The sequence below is a fragment of the Wenzhouxiangella sp. XN79A genome (genome assembly GCF_012272825.1).
Taxonomy (GTDB): Bacteria; Pseudomonadota; Gammaproteobacteria; order Xanthomonadales; family Wenzhouxiangellaceae.
Genome location: NZ_JAAWWS010000158.1, coordinates 35,409 through 48,255 on the forward strand (window position 1 = coordinate 35,409; position 12,847 = coordinate 48,255).

13 protein-coding genes are annotated in these 12,847 nt (G+C 69.4%); 7 read left to right on the forward strand and 6 right to left on the reverse strand.

All coding sequences use genetic code 11. The annotated features are described in order from the left end of the window. Positions 1-13: 13 nt before the first annotated feature. The 5 genes from HFP89_RS13025 (at position 14) to sppA (ending at position 6,367) form a co-directional block, all read left to right on the forward strand. The gene (locus HFP89_RS13025) at positions 14-256 is read left to right on the forward strand and encodes a BolA/IbaG family iron-sulfur metabolism protein (RefSeq protein ID WP_168718105.1); all 243 of its coding nucleotides are present in this window, start codon (positions 14-16) and stop codon (positions 254-256) included. Next, positions 253-1,524, forward strand: a complete 1,272-nt coding sequence (gene murA / locus HFP89_RS13030) for a UDP-N-acetylglucosamine 1-carboxyvinyltransferase (RefSeq protein ID WP_168718106.1) — start codon at positions 253-255, stop codon at positions 1,522-1,524. The genes HFP89_RS13025 and murA overlap by 4 nt, the downstream gene beginning before the upstream one ends. A gap of 442 nt (positions 1,525-1,966) precedes the next feature. Beyond that, a complete protein-coding gene (locus HFP89_RS13035) occupies positions 1,967-2,806 on the forward strand; it encodes an alpha/beta fold hydrolase (RefSeq protein ID WP_168718107.1) in 840 nt (279 codons plus the stop codon). 132 nt (positions 2,807-2,938) lie between these two features. Continuing rightward, on the forward strand, positions 2,939-4,357 hold the full coding sequence (locus HFP89_RS13040; protein ID WP_168718108.1) for an MATE family efflux transporter: 1,419 nt from the start codon (positions 2,939-2,941) through the stop codon (positions 4,355-4,357). A 144-nt stretch (positions 4,358-4,501) separates the two neighbouring features. Next, positions 4,502-6,367, forward strand: coding sequence for a signal peptide peptidase SppA (gene sppA / locus HFP89_RS13045; protein ID WP_168718109.1), 1,866 nt, complete (start codon positions 4,502-4,504; stop codon positions 6,365-6,367). 79 nt (positions 6,368-6,446) lie between these two features. Here the strand turns inward: sppA and HFP89_RS13050 are convergent, their stop codons facing one another. Further along, the gene (locus HFP89_RS13050) at positions 6,447-6,845 is read right to left on the reverse strand and encodes a hypothetical protein (RefSeq protein WP_168718110.1); all 399 of its coding nucleotides are present in this window, start codon (positions 6,843-6,845) and stop codon (positions 6,447-6,449) included. A 50-nt stretch (positions 6,846-6,895) separates the two neighbouring features. Here HFP89_RS13050 and HFP89_RS13055 point away from each other — a divergent pair, with 50 nt between their 5' ends. After that, the gene (locus HFP89_RS13055; RefSeq protein ID WP_168718111.1) at positions 6,896-7,909 is read left to right on the forward strand and encodes a metal-dependent hydrolase; all 1,014 of its coding nucleotides are present in this window, start codon (positions 6,896-6,898) and stop codon (positions 7,907-7,909) included. Positions 7,910-7,945: 36 nt separating this feature from the next. On the opposite strand, the gene HFP89_RS16350 is transcribed toward HFP89_RS13055, so the two are convergent. From HFP89_RS16350 to HFP89_RS13080, 5 genes are read right to left on the reverse strand one after another with little or no spacing between them, the layout of a single operon-like run. Next, complete coding sequence (locus HFP89_RS16350; protein WP_206212365.1) at positions 7,946-9,445, reverse strand: AAA family ATPase; 1,500 nt, start codon at positions 9,443-9,445, stop codon at positions 7,946-7,948. Positions 9,446-9,501: 56 nt separating this feature from the next. Next, complete coding sequence (locus tag HFP89_RS13065; RefSeq protein WP_168718112.1) at positions 9,502-9,804, reverse strand: hypothetical protein; 303 nt, start codon at positions 9,802-9,804, stop codon at positions 9,502-9,504. Further along, positions 9,750-10,391 carry a ParA family protein gene (locus tag HFP89_RS13070; protein WP_168718113.1) on the reverse strand — a complete coding sequence of 214 codons (642 nt, stop codon included), beginning with the start codon at positions 10,389-10,391 and terminating at the stop codon, positions 9,750-9,752. The genes HFP89_RS13065 and HFP89_RS13070 overlap by 55 nt, the downstream gene beginning before the upstream one ends. A gap of 49 nt (positions 10,392-10,440) precedes the next feature. Continuing rightward, on the reverse strand, positions 10,441-10,869 hold the full coding sequence (locus HFP89_RS13075) for a hypothetical protein (RefSeq protein WP_168718114.1): 429 nt from the start codon (positions 10,867-10,869) through the stop codon (positions 10,441-10,443). Further along, a complete protein-coding gene (locus HFP89_RS13080) occupies positions 10,866-11,354 on the reverse strand; it encodes a YiiD C-terminal domain-containing protein (protein WP_168718115.1) in 489 nt (162 codons plus the stop codon). Before HFP89_RS13080 ends, HFP89_RS13075 begins: the two co-directional genes overlap by 4 nt. A gap of 97 nt (positions 11,355-11,451) precedes the next feature. On the opposite strand from HFP89_RS13080, the gene dusB reads away from it, so the two are divergent. Then, a complete protein-coding gene (dusB, locus tag HFP89_RS13085) occupies positions 11,452-12,453 on the forward strand; it encodes a tRNA dihydrouridine synthase DusB (protein WP_168718116.1) in 1,002 nt (333 codons plus the stop codon). Positions 12,454-12,847: the final 394 nt, after the last annotated feature.

Consider the following 12,847-nt stretch of genomic DNA (forward strand, 5'->3'; position numbering starts at 1 on the left):
GGTCAGGCCCATCATGGACAGTCAGAAGATCGAACAGTTGCTGCGCGCGGCGTTTCCGGACGCCGAGGTGTCCGTATCCAGTGACGACAACGTGCATTTTAGCGCGAAAGTCGTCGATGCCGGTTTCGCCGGACAGAGTCGCGTGGCGCGTCATCGCCGCGTCCACGAGGCCATCGGCCCGGAGCTCGGCCGCGAGATCCACGCGCTGTCGCTGCTGCTGAAGACGCCCGAGGAACTCGGCGCCGGGCGCTCGTGAGCACGCGCATCCGGATCGAAGGTGGCGTGCCGCTGTCGGGCACGGTGCCGATTTCCGGGGCCAAGAACGCGGTGCTGCCGATCCTCATGGCCAGCCTGCTGACCGAGCGGCCGTGCCGACTGAAGAACGTCCCGCACCTCAAGGACGTCACCACCTCGATCGAGCTGCTGGCCCAGATGGGTGCCGAGGTCGGCCTGGCCGACCAGTGGACGATCGAGCTCGACACCTCGCGCGTGGCCCATCACGAAGCACCCTACGAACTGGTCAAGACCATGCGCGCCTCGGTGCTGGTGCTCGGGCCGCTGCTGGCCCGGTTCGGCGCCGCCCGGGTCTCGTTGCCCGGCGGCTGCGCCATCGGTGCCCGGCCGGTCGACCAGCACATGCGCGGACTGGCCGCGCTGGGGGCCGATGTGCGGATCGAGTCCGGCTACATCGTCGCCGAGGCCGACCGGCTGACCGGTGCCCGCATCGTGCTCGACACCGCCACCGTTACCGGCACCGAGAACATCATGATGGCCGCCGTGCTGGCCGAAGGCACCTCCGTCATCGAGAACGCCGCCCAGGAACCCGAAGTCGCCGACCTGGCCCGCTGCCTGAACGACATGGGCGCGGATGTCGAGGGCGCCGGCACCAACACCATCGTCATCCGCGGCGTGCCGGAGCTCGGCGGCTACGACTACCGTGTCCTGGCCGATCGCATCGAGGCCGGCACCTTCCTGGTGGCCGCGGCGATGACCGGCGGCAAGGTCCATGCGAAAGGCGCCGACCCGAGGACGCTGGATGCGGTGCTGCAGAAGCTCGAGCAGGCCGGCGCCCGGATCGATTCCGGAGCCGACTGGATCGAACTCGACATGGCGGGCCGCCGGCCGAAGGCGGTCGATGTCACCACCGCCCCGTACCCCGGCTTCCCGACCGACATGCAGGCCCAGTTCACCGCGCTGAACGCCATCGCCGAGGGCACCGGCGTGGTGCGCGAGACCGTGTTCGAGAACCGTTTCATGCATGTCCAGGAGCTGCAGCGGCTCGGCGCCGACATGCGCGTGGACGGCAACATGGTCGTGATCCGCGGCAAGGACAGCCTCACCGGCGCGCCGATGATGGCCACGGACCTGCGCGCCTCGGCCAGCCTGGTCCTGGCCGGCCTGGTCGCCGAGGGCGCCACGCTGATCGACCGCGTGTACCACATCGATCGCGGCTACGAGAACATCGAGGAAAAGCTGGGGCAGCTGGGTGCCCGCATTCGACGCGTCACGGAAAAAGCGGCGTAGCGTCGATGAGTTGCAGTCCGAGGCGGGGCCTGCGTCCGCGACCGGCCGCCTCGGCGGCGCCGAGGCCCGAGATCCGCCGTCCGGATCGGCTTCGGCGTGGTCGCCTCGAACCCGAACGTCGCAGACAGCTTCGGCGAGTGATCGTCGACGACTTCGGAATTGCGTCCGCCGTCGCCGACCTCCCGGCCCATCGTGACCAGGACGACCTGGCCTCGGGTCGTGGTCGCGAACGGGCGGTTCGGCAGGCCGCGGCGGGCCGCATCGAGCGATGTCGCCGAAGGTCCGCAGGTCGTGCGCAGGTGCTGATGTTCCCTTGCTGCGGGCAGTGCCGCGGTCTGTTCGTAGGCTGCCGCCGCTGCGGGTGCACCGAGCGCGCGTCCCGGGCCGGTCGATCCGGAATGCCGTACGCTGAGCCAGCGCGCCATCAAGGTGCCGGCGGCCGATGAAGACCCTGCTCGCCGTAGCCGCCGCCCTGGTCGCGATCTACCTGGTGCTCGTGGCGTTCCACGCGCTGAAGCAGCGCAGCCTGATCTACTACCCGACGACGATTCCGCTGGACCTGGCCCGGGCGCAGGCCGCGGCGCTCGGCGGTGAGCCCTGGACCGGTCCCGACGGTCAGTGGTGGGGCTGGACGCGCGAGGCCGCGGGCGCGCATCCGGAGGCGTCGCCGAAGCGCGCGCTGGTCTTCCACGGCAATGCCGGCATGGCCTTGAACCGCGGCGACTATGCCGACCTGCTGGCCGGGTTTGCCGAATCCGGCCCGTGGAGCGTCTACGTGTTCGAGTATCCCGGCTACGGGCCGCGCAGCGGCGAGCCCGGCGAGGAGGCCTTCGCCCGCGCGGCCGATGCGGCCGTCGATCAGCTGCGGGTCGAGGATCCGGCCCCGCTGCTGATCCTCGGCGAGTCGATCGGTAGCGGCGTGGCGGCCGGGGTTGCGCACCGCCGTCCCGAGGCCGTCGACGCGCTGGTCCTGATCACGCCGTTCGATTCGCTGGTGAACCTGGCGCGCCATCACATGCCGTACCTGCCGGCCGGGCTCCTGCTGCGGGATCGATACGACAACATCGAAGCCCTGGGCGGCTATCGGAAGCCGCTGGCGGTGATGACCGCCGGGCAGGACCGCATCGTGCCGGTCCGGTTCGCGGACCCGCTGCTGCGACAGCACGCCGGCCCCGTACTTCACGCGACCCAGTCGGGTGCGGATCACAACACGCTGGATTTCGATCCGGCCGATCCGTCGTGGCATTCGATCGATCGCTTCCTGAACGCCGAGCTGCGGTAGCCGGTGTCTGCACGCGCTGACCGTTTCGATGGATCCTCGCAGGGCCTCTGACGGGCTGTCGGATCCATCCCGGACGGCCGCCCGTCGTGCCCGCTCGGCTACACTGTCGGATCGAGGAAAAGGTCCGTTCCGGTGCAATCCCACCTTCCGAATCCACCGTCTCGGCCCCCGGGTTCCGGTCTGGGCTACGAGGTCCGCCGCACGCTGCTGCTCGCCACCCCGCTGATCATCGGTCAGGTTTCTTCCTTCGGGATGAACTTCGTCGACACGGTGATGGCCGGGCGGCTGGGCACGGTGGCGCTGGGCGCGATCGCGGTCGGGTCGTCGGTGTGGGCGGCCGGCCTGCTGTTCTCGCTGGGCGTGCTGATGTCGGTGTCGCCGGCCGTGTCGCAGCTCGACGGCGCCGGGCGGCGCGGCCAGGCCGGGGAGATGACCCGGCAGGCGCTGTGGATCGCGCTGGTGCTGGGCATCGGCATGTTCTTCGCGATGCGCGAGATGAATTGGGTGGTCGGGCTGCTGGACGTCGACGAGGCGGTGGCGGTCACCGCGCTCGGGTATCTGGACGCCATCAGCTGGGGCGCGCTGGCGCTGACCGGCCAGCTGGTGCTGCGGTTCTTTTCCGAGGGCAGCGGCGACACCAAGCCGACGATGTACATCGGCCTGCTGGGCATCGCGCTGAACGTGCCGCTGAACTACGTGTTGATGTTCGGCAAGCTCGGGTTCGAGCCGATGGGCGCGGTCGGCTGCGGCTGGGCCACCGCGATCGTGTTCTGGATCCAGTTCCTGGCGCTGCTCGCCTATGTCGCGAAGCGGCCGCGGTTCGCACCGTTCGCGCTGTTCGAGCGGTTCAGCGGGCCGTCGTGGCGGGAGATCCGGGGCCTGCTGGCGGTGGGCCTGCCGATCGGCGTCATGGTGTTCTTCGAGGGCAGCCTGTTCATCGCCACGGCGCTGTTGATCGCCACGCTCGGAGCGGTGCCGATCGCCGCGCACCAGGTGGCGATCAATATCGCGTCGATGGCGTTCATGGTGCCGCTGGGCATGGCCGGGGCGATCACCGTGCGGGTCGGCAACGCGGTCGGGCGGCGCGACCGGGAGGGTGCCCGCCGGGCCGGGCTGGTCGGGATCGGGATCGCCGGGGTCTACGGTGCCGTTTCGGCCACGCTGATGCTGCTGCTGGCCGAACCGATCGCGCGGATGTACACTGCCGAGCCGGAGGTCGTGGCGCTGGCGTCCAGCCTGTTGCTGTGGGCGGCGATCTTCCAGGTGTCCGACGGCTTGCAGGTGGCCTCGGCCGGCGCGCTCCGCGGCCTGAAGGACACCCGCTGGCCGATGCTCTACAGCCTGGTCTCGTACTGGGGGGTGGGGGTGACGCTGGGCTGCTGGCTGACCTTCTGGCGCGACTGGGGACCGCACGGCATGTGGGTCGGGCTGATCGCCGGGCTGAGCGTGGCGGCGGTGCTGATGGGCACGCGGTTCTGGCGGGTGTCGGGGGCCTACATCCGGCACGGGCGGGAGGCGCTCCCGCATCGCGACGACCTGCCGCTCCCCTGACTTCTGGCCCTTGCAGCCCGGATCGCGGGCTGGAAGAATCGTCTCGCGTTCCGGCCTGGAACGAATCACGACTTCATCGTGGCAGACTGCCCTGCGTACGTTCCGATACTTCGCCCCGACTCCTGGCCCATACCGATACCGACCATGACCGAATCCAAGCAATCCAATTTCCTGGTCCGCCTCTGGCGCGGCTTCTGGGGCGGCGTGACCACGCTGCGCATGTTCGTGTTCAACATCCTGTTCCTGCTGGTGCTGGCCTTCCTGATCCGCGGCATGCTGTCCGGTGACCGGATCACGGTCGAGGACGACACCACGCTGGTCATCGCACCGGTCGGCCTGATCGTCGAGGAATACACCGGCGCGCCGGCCGAGCGTGCGATCAACGAGGCGCTGGGCCAGCAGCTTCCTGAAACGCGGCTGCGCGACCTGCTGCGCACGCTGGAGCTGGCTGCCGACGACGACCGGATCGTCCAGGTGCTGCTGCGCACCGACCGCCTGCTGGGCCTTTCGGCCGGCACGATGACCGAACTGGACGCCGCCGTGAAACGTTTCCGTGAATCGGGCAAGCCGATCGTCGCCTTCGGCAGCAGCATGACGCAGGCGCAGTTCGGCCTGGCCTCGATGGCCGACGAGATCTGGCTGGACCCGGACGGCCTGCTGCTCATCGAGGGCATCTCTCGCTTCCGCAACTACTACGCCGACGCGCTGGAGTTGCTGCGCGTGGACGTCAACCTGTTCCGGGTCGGTGAGTTCAAGTCGGCGGCCGAGCCGTACATCCGCAACGACATGTCCGAGGCCGACCAGGAAGCGGCCGAATTCTGGATCGGGGGACTCTGGCAACAGTACCTGGAGCTGATCGCGGCCAACCGCGGCCTGCCGATCGAGCGACTGATCGAGCAGACCCAGAACCCGGTCGAGATGGTGGTCTCGGCCAACGGTGATCCGGCCGCGGCCGCGCTGGACGCCGGTTGGGTCGATCGTCTGATCACGCGCCCCGAGGCGCGCATCGAGCTTGCAGATCGCGGTGCGCCCGACGACGACAAGGGCTTCCGCCAGATCGGCATGGATGACTACCTGGCGGTGCCGCGCACGCCGAAGGTTCCGCGTGACCGGGTCGGCATCGTCGTGGCCTCCGGTTCGATCGTCGAAGGCAGTCAGTCGCCGGGCATGATCGGCGGCGATTCCACGGCCCGGCTGCTGCGCAAGGCGGCCGACGACGACTCGATCAAGGCGGTGGTGTTTCGAATCGACTCCGGCGGCGGCAGCGCGTTCGCCTCGGAAATCATCCGCCAGGAAATGATGGCACTGCGCGAGACCGGCAAGCCGGTGATCGTCAGCATGGGCGACGTGGCGGCTTCCGGTGGGTACTGGATCGCGATGGGCGCCGACGAGGTCTGGGCCTATCCGAACACCATCACCGGCTCGATCGGGATCTTCGGGATGTTCCCGACCTTCCAGCGCACGCTCGAGACCGTGGGCATCAACACCGACGGCTTCGGCACCACGCCGCTGGCCGGCGCGCTGCGTCCCGACCTGGCGATGTCGGATACCGTGGGTGAGTTGTTCCAGTCGGTGATCGAGCACGGCTACCGCGAATTCATCGGCCTGGTGGGCGAGCATCGCGACATGACGACCGCAGAGGTCGACGAGGTGGCCCAGGGGCGGGTCTGGACCGGCGCCCAGGCGCGCGATCGGGGCCTGATCGACCAGCTCGGCACGCTTGACGAGGCGATCGATGCCGCGGCCCGCATGGCCGGCCTGTCCGACGACTACGGCACGCTCTACGTCGAGCCGAAGATGAGCCCGTTCGAGGAGTTCCTGGCCCAGATGGGCGCCGAGGCCATGGTCCGCGCCGGGCTGGATCTGCCGACCCACCCGATCCGGGCGCTGTTCGGCAACGCGCTGTACGACCAGGTGACCGGCGATCTGACCGTTATCGCCGGGACTCGCTCGAGCCGCCCCGGCATGCCGGAAGTGGTCGCGCACTGCCTGTGCGAGTCGCCGCTCTGACCGCGCAGGGCTGACCGACGGACACGAACGACCGGCCGGGTGCGCGAGCGCCCGGCCGGTCGGTGTCGGGGCTTCGGATTCAGCGGTCGGGCAGGGTGGCCGGCGGCAGCCAGCCCTCGAGACGCGCCAGCGCTTCGAGATCGGGCAGTTCGCCCTGGGCGCGGATCCGCTGCTGGCGAAGCTGCACGGCGGTCTGCGGATCCGGAGCCGGTTCGGCGTCGAGCCGTGCCGAGACGCGTTCGATCGTCGCCCGCCGCTCGCGGATCATCTCGCCGAGACCGTAGGCCTCGTCGGGCGCCGGCACGCTGCAGGCGGCCGGCACCGGTGCGCCTTCCAGCCCGAGCCGGAAGCGGGCCGGGTCCGAGCAGTCCGGCGCGTCGTTGCCTGACGGTGAGGAGGCGCAGCCGGCCAGCACCACGAGGCCGACGATCGGGATCGCGGTGCGAAGGCATGCGGCGTGGAAACGCGTTCGGTTCATCGATGAAGGTCCCGTACACTCCGGTTCTCTGCCGCGAAGGATAGCAGTCGATGGATCCAGTCACGCAAGGCCTGTTCGGCGGCCTCTGGGCGCAGGCGGGCAGCCGCAGGCGCGACATGCGGCTTGCGCTGGTCACCGGAACGGTGGCCGGCATGGCACCGGACCTCGACGTGCTGATCCGCTCGTCGTCGGATTCCCTGCTGGCGATCGAGTACCACCGCCACTTCACCCACGCGCTGGCCTTCATCCCGGTCGGCGCGCTGATCGTCGCGTTGATCCTGTGGCCGTTCATCCATCGATGGCGGCCCGAAGTGAAGTTCGCCCGCGTCTACCTGTGGAGCCTGCTCGGCGTCGCCTCGCACGGGTTGCTCGATGCCATGACGTCGTACGGGACCCGCCTGTTCTGGCCGTTTTCCGACGAGCGCGTGGCCTGGAACATCATCAGCGTCATCGATCCACTGTTCAGCGTGCCGCTGGCGGTGCTGCTGGCCGTGGGCGTCTGGCGCCGCAACCGATTGACCGTGCGCATCGCCGCGCTGTGGGTGATCTTCTACCTGGCCTTCGGTGCGGTCCAGCAGCACCGGGCGGAGAAGATCGTGACGCACTGGGCCGAGCAGCAGGGTGTGCCGATCGAGCGCGCGCTGGCCAAGCCCGGCTTCGCCAACCTGGTCCTCTGGCGCGGCCTGGTCGACGACGGCGAACGCTTCCACGCGCTGGCCATCCGCATCCTGCCCGGCCGCCCGGCCATGGTCTGGGAGGGCTCCACGGTGGCCCGCTACCGCCCCGCCGACGTCCCGGCCGGCACCCGCCTGGCCCGCGATCTGGACCGCTTCGAGCACTTCTCCGCGGGCTGGACCTATCGTTATTTCCGCTACGACACCGACGATCGCGCGTTCATCGGCGACTTTCGCTATGCCATCGATCCGGCCGGCCAGCGACCGCTGTGGGGCATCCTGTACGACGCGGACGACCCGGCGGCCGGGGTGCGGTTCGAGCGGACCTCGACGCTGTCGGAGCGGGAGCGGGAGGCGTTCTTCGCGCGCCTGCGCGGGCAGAGTCCCTGAGCGCAACGGCGCTGAGCGTCGTCGGGCCGATCGGCGTCAAGCGGGCACGGCACGCTCGCGTGCCCAGTCCCGCAGCTGCTGGATGGGCTCGGCCATCATGACCGACAGCGGTCGGGTGTCCTGGATGGCTTCGAGGATGTCGCGGTTGGTCAGTTCGCGGGCCTCGGCATGGGCGCTGTACAGGCCGCTGACCACGGCATGCTCGAGTTCGGCGCCGGAAAATCCGTCGGCGGCTTCGGCCAGGGCGTCGAGATCGTAGAGCATGGGCTTGATGTCGCGCCGGGCCAGGTGGATGGCAAACACCTCGCGGCGGGTGGCGTGGTCGGGCAGGTCGACGAAGAAGACTTCATCGAAGCGGCCCTTGCGGACCAGTTCCGGCGGCAGCGCGGTGATGTCGTTGGCGGTGGCGACCATGAAGACCCGGGTGTCGCGTTCGGCCATCCAGGTCAGCAGGGTGGCCAGCATGCGCTTGGAGGTGCCGCCGTCGTTGTCGCCGGTGGCCATGCCCTTCTCGATTTCATCGATCCACAGCACGCAGGGCTCCATGCGGTCGGCACCCTCGAGAGCGCGGCGCAGGTTGCGCTCGCTCTCGCCGTGGAAACGATTGAACAGCGCGCCGGCATCGAGGTGCAGCAGCGGCACGCCGAAGAAGCCGGCCACCGCGCGCGCGGCCAGTGACTTGCCGCAGCCCTGCACGCCCAGCAGCAGCAGGCCCTTCGGTGCATCGAGCCCCTTCGGCGGGTCGGCGGCGACGAACACCGGCTTGCGTCGCTCCAGCCATTTCTTCATGCGCGGCATGCCGGCCACGGCGGTAAACCGCTCGGTGTCGAGTTCGAAGCTCAGCGCGCCGGACGCATCCAGCAGGTCGAACCGCGTCTTCATCAGCTCCGGCAGGTCGGTCTCGTCGAGTACGCCGTCGTCGTGGATGGCGTTGCGAACCAGCCGCCGCGCGTCCTTCATGGCCAGGCCGTTGAGGTTCAGCACCAGCCGCTCGATCATGTCGGGGTCGACCCGGGCCTGGGCGTGACCGCGACCGTCGGTCCATTCGACCGCCTGCTCGTGGATCATTGCCTCGAGTTCGGCACGCGACGGCGTGGTCAGATCGAAGCGCACGGCGCGGGGTTTCAGCGAATCGGGCAGGGCGATGTTGTGGCCGACCAGCACCAGCGTGGCGCCGGGGCGGTCGTGATCGCGGCTGATCTCGCGCGCCAGCCGGGCGATGACCGGGTCGTTGAGGAACGGATGGAAGTCGGCCAGCAGGAAGATCGCGCCGTCCTGGCGCTGGTCGATGTGCCGGAGCAGTTCGGCCGGCTGGTCGAAGGTGCCGTCCAGCCCGCTCTGGCTGCCGAGCCGCTTCAGGCCGCGGGCGGCCGACCACAGGAAAACCGGGCGGGCCACTTCGCGGGCGACGTGGCGCAGCAGCTCGGCGGCGCGCGGCTCGTCGTGGGTGTCGATGAGGATCAGTCCGGCACCGGCGCGGACGTGGACGGCGAGTTCGTGCTTGTCGGCGCTCAGCGCGCAGTCGGAACGGGACACGGCGGGTCCGGAACGGGAAAACGGCGCACGATCATGCGCGAAACGGGCGCGGCGGGTCAGATCCGGAACAGGTCGTTGTCGTCGCGACGGGGGTCGTCGGACTCACCGTCCTCGGAAGCATGCTCGGCGTCGTCGTCGACCTCGTACTCTTCGTAGGCCCACTCCTCTTCGTCGTCCGATGCTTCATCGTCCCAGGCCGGCGCGCCCCGACCCGGATGAGCCGGCTCGTCGTCGTGTCGATAGGGGTTGCGATCGTCGGCGCCCGGACCTGCAACACGCAGGAAGACCTGCGTCAGCAGGTCCGTTACGCTTTTCCCCGGGACTTCCGGCTGGTGATCCAGTGGACGATGGTTTCCCACTCCTCCCAGTCGTGCTCGGCCATGTAGGCCGGGAGGTCGTTGACCGACAGGCCGCTTTCGAAGGCGCGCACGTAGTTCATCGAATCGCGCAGGCGTCCGACGACCGGTGCCTTGTAATGTTCGAGAAAGCCTTTCAGCTCGCGGTAGATGATGGTGTGCGGCTTGACCCGGTTGGCGATCAGGCCGACCTTGGCTTCGCCCTCGGCGATGGGCTTGAGCGAGAACAGGTGGCCGAGGAAGCGGTGGGCGGCGTTCATGTCGATGTACGACGGCAGCACCGGAATCAGCACCGTCTGGGCGCGGCGCACCAGGTTGCCCATTTCGGGGCCGTGAATGCCGGCCGGCGAGTCGAGGATCAGGAAATCGGTGCCGGACGGCGCGCGAACCGGCCCCTCGGCTGCGTTCAGCGAAACGATCTCCGGGTAGTCCTCCGGGCGTGTCGCACTCCAGTCGGCCGAGGACTGCTGCGGATCGAGATCCCCGAGTGCGACCCGGTGGCCTTCCCAGGCCAGCGCGACGGCGAGATTGGTGGCGATCGTGGTCTTGCCGCACCCGCCCTTGGCGTTCAGGACTGCAATCGTGCGCATGTCGGCTCCTTAGCAACGAGAGGCGATCGGTGCCTCCGATCATGCCAACTCAGCGGCTCCGTGTCACGTCCGGAAGGCCCGAATGCAGCATCCAGCGTTCGCGCTCCTCGTCCCAGCGCCAGGATTCCACGTACTCCACGCTCCGTTCCCGGGCGGTGTGAACGTGATACAGACGCAGCTCCACCAGGCGATCCATGCCGCTGCCATCCTCGATCGCGACGATCTGCCGGACCCGGTACTGGCTGACCTGGAACTGCTTGAGGCGGTCCACGTCGAGCTGGCTGATCGGGTTGTCGACCAGCCAGTCCGGGTGCATGAAATCGACCAGCGCGTCGAACTGGCTCCAGCGAACCAGCGCCTCGTAGCGCTGCAGCGTCTCGGTCTGGCGCTGCTCCTGCGAGCCGGTCACCGGGCAGCCGGCCAGCAGCAGGCCGGCCAGCATCGCCAGCACCAGGCGGGCAGTGGCTTGAGTCTTCACGAGGGCAGGTCTCCCGGGTTCATGGCCAGGCCAGCATACCGGGCCTCGAGGCGGGCCGCTACCGCATCGCCGTCGGGGCCGGCGAGAACGATCTCCGGCGCCAGCGCCAGCCGTCCCTTGCCGCGGGCGCGAACGCCGTCGAGGAACTCGGCCACTGCGTCCTCGGCCGGCCAGTCGCACACGGCCCGGAAATCCTGCGTCACCGGCGCCAGGAAGCGCACCTCGCAGCGGCCGATGACCAGCTCGGCGGCCAGTCCGGCGCGGCGCAAGGCCAGCCGGGGCAGCGACCAGCCGGCCAGCGTCATCAGCGACATCATCGCGCCGCCGAACGCCGTGCCCTTGTCGTTGACGTTGGGTGCCAGCGGTGCGGTCAGTTCGATGCCGGCCTCGTCGAGCCGGGCGATCGCCAGCCCCATCGCGGCGCCCAGCGGGATCTGCCGGGTCAGGGTGTCGGTCAGCCAGCGGCATTCGTCGGAGTGGGGCATTCGGGCGTCCGTGGGAAAGGCTGGCGGCAGGATACCCGGCCGGCGTCCGTTGCGTGTTCGGCCGGGGCCGGTTCGGCGCGTTCAGTACACTATCGCCATGACCGTTCCCGTTCTCCGCATCGGCCGTCACGAAATCGCCCCGGCGCTGGGTCTGGCGCCGATGGCCGGCGTCACCGACAAGCCGTTCCGGCTGCTCTGCCGGCGGATGGGCGCGGGGCTGGCGACGACCGAGATGACCTCGGCCAATCCGCAGCTGCGGGGCTCGCGCAAGTCGGCGGAGCGGCTGGACCACGCCGGCGAACCCGGACCGATCAGCGTGCAGATCGCCGGGACCGAGCCGGATCAGATGGCCGAGTTCGCCCGTTACAACGTCGATCATGGCGCCGAGATCATCGATATCAACATGGGCTGCCCGGCCAAGAAGGTGTGCAGGGCCTGGGCGGGCTCGGCGCTGATGCGCGACGAGGCCCTGGTGGCGGCCATCCTGACCGCCGTGGTCGATGCCGTCGACGTGCCGGTGACGCTGAAGATCCGCACCGGCTGGGCCGCGGACCGGAAGAATGCGCCGGTCATCGCCCGGATCGCCGAGGATGCCGGCATCGCCGCGCTGGCCATCCACGGCCGCACCCGCGATCAGAAATACCAGGGCACGGCCGAGTACGACACGATCGCCCGGATCAAGCAGGACCTGAGCATCCCGATCTGGGCCAACGGCGACGTCGACGATCCGGACAAGGCCCGTCGCGTGCTCGAGCACACCCGCGCCGACGGCCTGCTGATCGGCCGAGCCGCCCAGGGGCGACCGTGGATCTTCGAGGAGATTCGCCACTACCTCGACACCGGCGAGCATCTTCCGGACAAGTCCCCCGAGCAGGTCGGCGCCATCCTCGTCGAACACCTCGAGGCCCTGCACGCCTTCTACGGCGCCGAGCGCGGCGTGCGGATCGCGCGCAAGCACCTGGGCTGGTACGTCAAGGCGCATCCCGGGCGGGAAGCGTTCCTGGCGTCGATCAACCGGGTGAATGACGCCGCCGAGCAGGTGCGGCGGACGCGGGAGTATTTCGAAGGGTTGGCTGCGGTGCTGGGTTCGGCGGCCTGAGGGGCCCTGTCCGCGAGCAAGCTCCCTCCAGCAGTCGATTCCGGCGAGACGCTGCTTCCGCCTGTTGGAGGCCGCTTGCGGGCGAAGGGTGGCGGGGGCGGTTCGCGCGCAAGCGCCCTCCAACAGGTGGATCTGGCGGAGGTTCCTGTTGGAGGCCGCTTGCGGGCGAAGGTCGGCCCGGCCGGTTCGCGAGCAAGCTCCCTCCAACAGTCGATTCCGGCGAGGCGCTGCTTCCGTCTGTTGGAGGCCGCTTGCGGGCGAAGGGTGGCCCGGCCGGTTCGCGAGCAAGCTCCCTCCAACAGTCGATTCCGGCGAGACGCTGCTTCCGCCTGTTGGAGGCCGCTTGCGGGCGAAGGGTGGCGGGGGCGGTTCGCGCGCAAGCGCCCTCCAACAG

Coding starts and splice junctions, on each gene's coding strand:
- sppA (WP_168718109.1), top strand. CDS start 4,502: ATGACCGAATCCAAGCAATCCAATTTCCTGGTCCGCCTCTGGCGCGGC.
- HFP89_RS13055 (WP_168718111.1), top strand. CDS start 6,896: ATGGATCCAGTCACGCAAGGCCTGTTCGGCGGCCTCTGGGCGCAGGCG.
- HFP89_RS13080 (WP_168718115.1), bottom strand. CDS start 11,354: ATGCCCCACTCCGACGAATGCCGCTGGCTGACCGACACCCTGACCCGG.
- HFP89_RS13070 (WP_168718113.1), bottom strand. CDS start 10,391: ATGCGCACGATTGCAGTCCTGAACGCCAAGGGCGGGTGCGGCAAGACC.
- HFP89_RS13035 (WP_168718107.1), top strand. CDS start 1,967: ATGAAGACCCTGCTCGCCGTAGCCGCCGCCCTGGTCGCGATCTACCTG.
- HFP89_RS13025 (WP_168718105.1), top strand. CDS start 14: ATGGACAGTCAGAAGATCGAACAGTTGCTGCGCGCGGCGTTTCCGGAC.
- dusB (WP_168718116.1), top strand. CDS start 11,452: ATGACCGTTCCCGTTCTCCGCATCGGCCGTCACGAAATCGCCCCGGCG.
- HFP89_RS13050 (WP_168718110.1), bottom strand. CDS start 6,845: ATGAACCGAACGCGTTTCCACGCCGCATGCCTTCGCACCGCGATCCCG.